This window comes from Spirochaetota bacterium (genome assembly GCA_038043445.1).
Lineage (GTDB): Bacteria > Spirochaetota > Brachyspiria > Brachyspirales > JACRPF01 > JBBTBY01.
Genome location: JBBTBY010000083.1, coordinates 22,365 through 30,596, shown reverse-complemented (window position 1 = coordinate 30,596; position 8,232 = coordinate 22,365). Strand labels below are relative to the sequence as shown.

The following is an 8,232-nucleotide window of genomic DNA, read 5'->3' as shown; positions in this document are numbered from 1 at the left end:
GAGCGTGAAAATACTATACAAGGGATATGACAAATTGTCAACAGCACTGTCACCGTCCCTTGTGAACGTACCTGCGGCAGCGTGGTCGATGCGTGTACCGGCATATGCCGCATCGCATGTCGCGCTTGACTTTCAGGAGGTATATTGCTATTATAGCAATATATGAAAAACCCGCTACCCGCACAGCCGATCCAGGGATTGACCGACGGTATTGCCGTACTCACCCGGCTTGCCGTTTCGCGCGCCCCGGCAGCGGTCACATCGCTTGCGCGCGAGCTTGGGTTCGAATTGACCCGTACGAACCGGATTTTGAGGACGCTCGCGCATCTCGGCATGGCATACCGGACCAAGTCGAGGAAATACATCGCAGGGGCGGGCATGTATGTGCTTGCGGCGCAGAGCATGTTCGGATCGGGGCTCATCGAACGCACGAAACCGGTGTTCGAGCGTATCATCAAACACGGCTATACGACGGCTTTCGGCGTATTGTGGGGGGATATCGTATCGTATCTTTACCACGGAGGTCCGGGCATGCCTGTCGCTCAGGGATTCGGACATTTGGGCATGTACCCATCGGTGCGTTCAAGTCTCGGCATCGTGCTCCTTGCAGCCCGGGAGGACGATGAGATACGAGATATCATCGCCGGTGCGTACCGTCAGCATGCACGCATATCCGATGTGGTGCGATATATCGCATTCGCCCGTGAGCATGGCTATTCGAGCGTGCCGTCGCAGCGCAGAACGCGCAGCATCGCTGTTATTGCGGGGGACCCGCCGTACGGTGCGCTCGCTTGCTCCAGTGTACCGCACAGTGATGTGAAACGCATGGTCCCGATATTGAAAGATGCCGGCGATACGCTTGCGCGGCTCCTGACAGCGGAGGAAGTATGACGAACCGTGAGCGATTATTCGCCGTGCTTGACGGGAAGCCCGTCGATCGTATCCCGATATGGCTGTTATTCCCGTACCATCGATTGAGCTGCTACACCGATGTGCGGACGAATCCCTGCTATTCATCCATATTCGAGGCATCCAAAGACAATGCGGTCATGCTCGACAGGCGATTTATCGGTGCATCGATATTCGCTCCGACGGTGAAATATCGGAAAGAGGAAACGGTCGACAACGGGGCGAAGGTCCATCGGCAGTATATGCAGTATCGAGATGCCGTGATTTTCTCTGAAGTGCGCGAGAAGGACGGTGTGCGTACGGAAAAGAAACTCATCCGGAGCGAGGATGACCTGCGCGCCATCGCTGAATTCCCCATAGTGACCGATGCTGCCGCGATACATGCCGAACTCGATGCGAAGCTTCCGGCATATCGTAAGGAAAAGGATGAATTCCCTTCGGCATACGGATCGATGATGCTCGATCTCGGGGAACCGATCAATTTCATCTATCACAGCGCCGACCTTCTTGATTATCCCGTATGGTCGATAACGCAGCATGACACGGTCGTGCGTTTCCTTGAAAAGAACATGGAGCGGCTGCGCGTCATCTATCGCTATGCGCTTGAGCATGACATGGCCGATGTGTATTTCCTTGTCGGGAGCGAGCTCGCTTCCCCGCCGATGGTGAGCAGGGATACGTTCCGGCAATGGGTGCTGCCGTATACGAAGGAACTTATCGCGATGGTCCATCAATACGGTAAAAAAGCGATAGTCCATTATCATGGTCAGATAAAGGAGATACTGCCGGACTTCCTCGAAATGGCGCCCGATGGCCTTCACACGATAGAAGCCCCGCCGGTGGGGAATTGTACGCTTGCGGAAGCGTTCGATGTCACCGAGAACAAGATAGCGCTTATTGGAAATATCCAATACGACTGTTTCCGGTCGTACGGAGAGGATGAAATGCGGGAAGCGGTGAAGAATGTCATCGATGAAGCTGCCGGGAGGAGATTGATACTCTCGCCGAGCGCGGGTCCGTATGAGGATGCGATATCGGAGAGGATGCAGAGGAATTATCTCGCTTTTATGAAGGCGGGATCGGAATACGGCGGACAATAATGTTCAGGGAGTCTCACGGATGAAGAACAGCATGCATAAAGCCGACTTCTGCGTTGTCGGAGGCGGACTCGCCGGTATGTCGGCGGCCATTGCGGCAGCGCGTCACGGGCTGAAAACCGTTCTCATGCATGACAGACCGGTACTCGGCGGTAATGCATCGAGCGAGGTGCGCATGTGGGTGTGCGGCGCGCATGGGAAGAACAATCTTGAGACCGGCATTGTCGAGGAGATACAGCTTGAAAATCTCTATCGCAATAATTATCCGAACTATTCGGTATGGGACAGTGTGCTCTATGAAAAAGTCCGGTTCGAACCGAATATCACCGTGCTCCTCAACTGCAGCTGTACTGAAGCGCAGATGAGCGGCAAGCGCATCCGTTCGGTGAAGGGGTGGCAGGGTACCGCGGAGACATGGCATACGGTGGAGGCATCGTTCTTTTCCGACTGCTCCGGTGCCAGCATACTCGCTCCGCTTACGGGTGCCGACTTCCGTATCGGGCGTGAAGCCGCGTCCGAATTCAGTGAGGACATCGAACCGCCGACGGCCGACAGGAGAACAATGGGGATGAGCTGTCTCATTCAGGCGCGCGAGACCGATCGCCCGCACGGCTTTGTTCCGCCGTCATGGGCGAACAAGTATTCGGACGAAAGCGCGTTCCCGCATCGCGGTCATGAGCTCAAAGGCAGCCAGAATTTCTGGTGGCTCGAACTCGGCGGAGAACATGATTCGATACACGATACAGAGACGCTCCGCGATGAATTGCTCAAGGTCGCGTTCGGCGTGTGGGACCATATCAAGAATCACGGTGATCACGGCGCCGCGAACTGGGTGCTCGACTGGATGGGCTTTCTCCCCGGGAAGCGCGAGAGCCGCCGCTACATCGGCGACCATATCATGACGCAGAACGATGTGCGCGCCGAAGGTCGCTTCGAGGATATCATCGCATACGGCGGCTGGTCGATGGACGATCATCATCCGGCGGGGTTCAGACATCCCGGCGCACCGACGATATTCCATCCGGCACCCTCACCGTACGGTATACCGTATCGCTCGCTCTTTTCAAAGAATATCGAGAATCTCTTCTTCGCCGGGCGCAATATCAGCGTTACCCATGCGGCGATGAGCTCTACCCGTGTCATGGCGACCTGTGCCACGCTCGGACAGGCCGTCGGCACGGCAGCGTTCGTCGCGAAGGAGAAAGGGCTGTCGCCGCGCGGTGTCTATCAGAAAGAGCTCGCTTTTCTGCAGCAGACGCTCATGGGGGATGACGCATATCTGCCGTGGAAAAAGCGCGATATCCCGGCGATATCGAAGCGGGCGGAACTTACGGCGTCAGCCGGGAATGCAGAAGCCGTACGCAACGGCATCGATCGTCCCGTCGGCGATTCGTTCAACGGGTGGCAGGCACCGGTCAGCTCATCGATAGCCTATCGCTTCGCGAAGAATGAAACCGTGCATGAGGCGCGCATAATATTCGACAGCGATCTTAATCGCGGCGGGAAGAATATGCCGTCGTATTATCCCCTTGCGATGCCGGAATACAAAGTGCCGGCATCCATGGTGAAGACGTTCCGTGTCGAGGGCGAGGTCGATGGTGTATGGAAGACCGTTTTTCGCACCGAGAATAATTATCAGCGGCTTGTGCGCGTTGCGCTTAAGGATCCAGTATCGGCGATACGCCTCGTTCCGGAAGCGACATGGGGTTCTGTCGACGCAACGGTCTTTGCCTTTGATGTCAGGTAAGTGAATGCACACGCCGCACACGTGCTGTTTGACAGCGTAAAAATTACATAGTATAGTCGCTCATCCATTGATGAGGTCTACGAACATGATCGATCCGCTCAAGCTTTTCATAGCGTTCAGGAATCGCTGGCAGTATTTCGCCGTTGCGCTCGTGCTTTTCGGGACCGATATGGCGAGCAAGATCGCGGTCATGAAAACGCTCCCGCTCGGTATCGTGAAATCGATATTCCCGCCGTTCCTTGTATTCGTGCATATCAAGAATCCCGGTGTCGTCTACGGCATCATGAAGAACCCGCCCGCGTTCCTCAAGCCGTATTTCGTGTGGATAGTCATCATCATGGGCATTGCCGCATCGATATTCCTCGTCTACCTCATTCTCAGTACGGATAATAAGCAGCGCCTGTCGCTCATAAGCTTCATGCTCATACTCGGCGGCGCGTTCGGCAATATCGGCGACCGCTTCATTTCGAAAGAGGTGACCGATTTCATAAGCATCGGGCTTACCGACACGATACGCTTTCCGTACATCTTCAATCTCGCCGATACGTGGATAACGTGCGGCTTTGTACTCCTCATCATCGCTGTGTTCATTCTCCGTGAAGGCGACAAGAAGAAAGCATAGATGGAGCCCATCACGGTCGACACCGAGAGCGCAGGGACGCGGCTCGATATCCATCTCCGCAGCGTGCTTTCCATCTCGCGTGCACAGCTCGTAAAGAACATCGCAGGCATACAGGTCAACGGGAAATCGGTCAAGCCGTCCATGCGGCTCTCCGCGGGCGATGTGATAACGGTAGCGCTGCTGCCCCCGGCCGAAAGCGATGTGCTGCCCGAGAACATTCCGCTCCCTATCGTATACGAGGATGATGCCATCGTCGTCATCAATAAACCCGCGGGCATGGCGTCGCATGCGAGCGACCACGAGAAGAGCGGGTCCGTCGTCAACGCGGTGCTTTTTCACTGCAGGGATATGCAGTTCTACGGCGATACGTCCCGTGCGGGCATCGTGCATCGTCTCGATAAGGATACGAGCGGCATCATGGTCGTCGGGAAATCACCGACAGCGGTGGAGGCGCTCCAGCAGCAGTTCGCCGCGCGGACGGTCGAGAAGATATATCATGCTATCGTTGCCGGTACGGTCGAGCACGAGCACGGCATCGTCGACGCGGCTATCGGCAGACATCCGCGCTATCGGAAGAAAATGACCGTTCGCGCCGACGGCCGTGCAGCGCGGACGATCTATGACGTTCTCGAACGGCTCAGGGGCGCAACGCTCGTGAGACTTACGCCCCGGACCGGGCGTACGCACCAGCTCCGTGTACATCTCGCATCGATACGACACCCGATAATCGGCGACCGCATCTACTCAAAGACCGCAAAGGATTACCGGATGAAGGGGCTTGCCCTTGTGGCGAAGAAGCTCTCCTTCGACCATCCGGTAACGAAAGAGCGTGTATCGTTCGAGATCGAATATCCCGAAGATTTCAAGGAATGGCTTACGCGGTTGCGCGGGTAGGCTTTTTTCCTGGATATATCTCGATGGACCTACTTGCCGAACTGTACCTTGAAATTCCTGAACCGGATGTCCATGGCGGTGCCGATCTTATCGGTGTTCGCATAGCAGTTGAACGAGAATCTGTTTGACAGCACGAGCGGCGCATCGCCGACGACGGACTTTCCGTCTATAGAGCCGCGTAGTTTGTTCGTGCCGTCGTAACGTATGCTCATGGTGTGCCAGCGATTGCTTTCATCCCCGATCTGCTCCAGATTGCCGAAAAATTTATTCCCCTCTTTCCCGGAGGCGATCGCCTGCATGCCGTAGCCGTACCCGTGCTGGAATAGGAGAACGGTGGAGCGGACTCCTTGCCCTTCGATTCCGAAACTGACAAGTCTCGGGTCTGGACCGTTGAACACGGGGACCATGAATTCAATATCGGCGGAGAAGGGGCTTGGAGCGAATGTATTCACTGTTGTTAATCGGTTCCCGCTTGCCCATCCATTTGTCTGTGTCGTTCCAATTATCTTTGCTTCGTTACCCTGTACATTGATAGAGCATCCTGGTTTTGTACTCGTCGACCATTGCTGTTCGCTGAAAAGCAGAAATGAATTCTTTGCAATGTAATTGTCAGGGTCAATAACGGCCCAGAACGCAGGTTTCGGTTTCCCTTCGACATCGAAAAGCGCGGGGTGGTTTTTCCTTCCTTGAACGGGCATGCGGTCGAGCCACGTTAATCCATCATAGAGCGCCCAGAATGTCACTCGGGAAATGACATCCTTTCTTTTTTTGAACAGCTTGAAAAGCTGCGCATAGGTCAGCGCCTGCTGTGCAAGAATATCATCAGGCACTCCGTTTGCATATGGGTTGTTGAGCCCGTCGTTATTGTCGCGGAACACGCTTACGTCGAGTTCACTTATCGCGACCTTCACGCCTGCCTGTGCGAGGGCTGTAATGGCCGTTTCAACGCTCGTCGGATTTACCCAGGCGTTCACATGCATTTGCAGCCCCACTTCATCGATACGCCCGCCGGATTTGCGAATATGCCCGATAAGATCAGTGCAAAACTTTATACGATCGAGGGAAGATTCCTGTCCGTAATCATTGTAGGTAAGCCGTACGCCGGGAAGTGCGTTGTCGGCATACTGGAATGCTTTTTCGATATAGTCATCACCGATGATCCTATGCCACGGCGTTCCTTTGAATGCGCCGCTGTTTTTTGCATCCGGCGAGGCCTCATTCGCTATATCCCAGCTTGTCACGGAAGCAGCATAGCGCTTTGCCACCGTGCTGATGTGTTCGCGCATACGGTCGAGAAGGGCATCGCGCCCGATCTCGGAACCGGAATCGTTCTGGAACACCCATGCAGGGGTGGTGGTGTGATAGATGAACGTATGGCCATGGAGCTGCATGGCGTTCTGTGAGGCATATGCAGCGATTGCATCGGCTTCATCGAACGTGTATGCATCTTTTTTCGGTTGTATCTGGGACCATTTCATGGCATTCCCTGCGGTCATCCCTGAAAAGTGCCTTCGGAGGATCGACTCGCACTTTCCAATACGCAGCATGGACATGTCGCCCGCGCATAGAGGGAAATACGACGCATACGTTTCCCTGAGTGATGGGATTGATGCATGATCGAAGGTGATCGGCGATCGCGGTACCCAGTTCGAACGCGTTGTTACGCTGAATGAGATCACATTCGTTGCTGTGCGCATGTCCTTGTTGACCCCAAAGAGCATGGGAACGAGCGACTGCTTGGGCGTCCAGTTCTTCCGCTGGTCCATGAGAGCGAACGTGAACGTTCCGGTAATACTGATGAAGCGTCCCGGCATATCAATAGCAATGGTGCGTTCGGAGAGGTCGTTTGCCTCAAAAATATTTTCTTTTGCCGGAAGATTTGTTCCGAGTATATAAAAATTCGTCCCGGAACGAACGACGGTTCCCATGGTCTCGTTCGTAATAGGGATGCGTATCTGATACAGTATCCAAGTGAGATCGTCCGGGTTCGTGTACTCTGCCTGAACATTGAAATTGTCGGCGCCTCCGGTCACCGTCTGATCGAGCAGCATGCGTTCGTTGCTCGCCTTTTCCACATCAAGAACGTAGAGCGCGCGTACGCGGTTGCCGTTCGTGCTCAGCCCTGATTCGGGGTAGAGTTCTTTTCGGTTAAGCTCCCATACGCCGCGTCCCTGCGTTTTCCCACGCATGGTCATGCCGGATACGATATTGCCGATCTTTATCGTTCCGCGATCGTCGACGGAGATGTCATCGCCGAGCTTGAATGTCCCGAGTGCGTTCGTAGCGCTTTTCGTATCTGTCGGAGCGCCTCCGTCAAGGCGCCTCAGGTTCTCGATTATCACCGGTTTGTCCGCCACCGCGTCGATGCCGTTGATCCTTGCTATTGCGCGTATGATCGGCGCCGTTTCCGGGCGTATCGGCGTGGGTGAGGGGGCGGTTCGACGGGTAATGGTGGTCTCGGTGAGCTCCGGTACGAGGACGGTCCCCGCGGCTGTTGTTACCCGCACCGTACCGGTGAGCACGGCGATCCTGCTTTGTGTGCTGTCGGCGGAGACGTAGAACGATGTCCCGCGGACGGCGACGACCCCTGCCGGTGTTGTTACGTCTATCTCTTCCGAGGGCATGAGTTTTCGCATGGCGAAGAGAATGCCGCCTTTTTTCATGTTCATGCCCAGGCGGCCCTTTCTGTTTATCATGGCATCGATGCGAACGGTGGTGCGTTCACGTACCTGGAATACGCCGAAATTCTCCATGCCGGCGGTTAGTTCGCTGTTCGCGGCAGTTGTGATATTGTCGTTCATCAGTATGACATCGCCTGCGGCAAGCGTCTTTCGTATCGATCTTCCCGATGCAACGGTGACCTGCCCGCGTATGGCGGTCACGTACGCGAATTTAGTGAGATCGGCTTCGGCAGAAATTGACAGTACGCATACACAGAAGATGACAGCACAATGTTTCAGCAT

Annotated in this window: 6 protein-coding genes; 5 read left to right on the top strand and 1 reads right to left on the bottom strand. The window is 55.1% G+C overall.

The genetic code is table 11. From position 1 onward, the window contains the following. Window positions 1-162: 162 nt before the first annotated feature. The 5 genes from AABZ39_12920 (at window position 163) to AABZ39_12900 (ending at window position 5,269) form a co-directional block, all read left to right on the top strand. Window positions 163-891, top strand: a complete 729-nt coding sequence (locus tag AABZ39_12920; protein ID MEK6795675.1) for a transcriptional regulator — start codon at window positions 163-165, stop codon at window positions 889-891. After that, window positions 888-2,009 (top strand): uroporphyrinogen decarboxylase family protein, encoded by a 1,122-nt coding sequence (locus AABZ39_12915; GenBank protein MEK6795674.1) that lies wholly within the window; start codon window positions 888-890, stop codon window positions 2,007-2,009. Before AABZ39_12920 ends, AABZ39_12915 begins: the two co-directional genes overlap by 4 nt. Before the next feature lie 19 nt (window positions 2,010-2,028). Next, a complete protein-coding gene (locus AABZ39_12910) occupies window positions 2,029-3,753 on the top strand; it encodes an FAD-dependent oxidoreductase (protein MEK6795673.1) in 1,725 nt (574 codons plus the stop codon). A gap of 85 nt (window positions 3,754-3,838) precedes the next feature. Continuing rightward, window positions 3,839-4,375: a signal peptidase II gene (gene lspA, locus AABZ39_12905; protein MEK6795672.1), complete on the top strand. Its 537-nt coding sequence runs from the start codon at window positions 3,839-3,841 to the stop codon at window positions 4,373-4,375. After that, window positions 4,376-5,269: an RluA family pseudouridine synthase gene (locus AABZ39_12900; GenBank protein ID MEK6795671.1), complete on the top strand. Its 894-nt coding sequence runs from the start codon at window positions 4,376-4,378 to the stop codon at window positions 5,267-5,269. A 29-nt stretch (window positions 5,270-5,298) separates the two neighbouring features. Here the strand turns inward: AABZ39_12900 and AABZ39_12895 are convergent, their stop codons facing one another. Beyond that, window positions 5,299-8,232 carry an endo-1,4-beta-xylanase gene (locus tag AABZ39_12895; GenBank protein MEK6795670.1) on the bottom strand — a complete coding sequence of 978 codons (2,934 nt, stop codon included), beginning with the start codon at window positions 8,230-8,232 and terminating at the stop codon, window positions 5,299-5,301.

Bases quoted from the DNA above. Each gene is read 5' to 3' on its own strand.
- AABZ39_12895 (MEK6795670.1), bottom strand. From the start codon at position 8,232: ATGCTGAAACATTGTGCTGTCATCTTCTGTGTATGCGTACTGTCAATT.
- AABZ39_12920 (MEK6795675.1), top strand. From the start codon at position 163: ATGAAAAACCCGCTACCCGCACAGCCGATCCAGGGATTGACCGACGGT.
- AABZ39_12915 (MEK6795674.1), top strand. From the start codon at position 888: ATGACGAACCGTGAGCGATTATTCGCCGTGCTTGACGGGAAGCCCGTC.
- AABZ39_12910 (MEK6795673.1), top strand. From the start codon at position 2,029: ATGAAGAACAGCATGCATAAAGCCGACTTCTGCGTTGTCGGAGGCGGA.
- lspA (MEK6795672.1), top strand. From the start codon at position 3,839: ATGATCGATCCGCTCAAGCTTTTCATAGCGTTCAGGAATCGCTGGCAG.
- AABZ39_12900 (MEK6795671.1), top strand. From the start codon at position 4,376: ATGGAGCCCATCACGGTCGACACCGAGAGCGCAGGGACGCGGCTCGAT.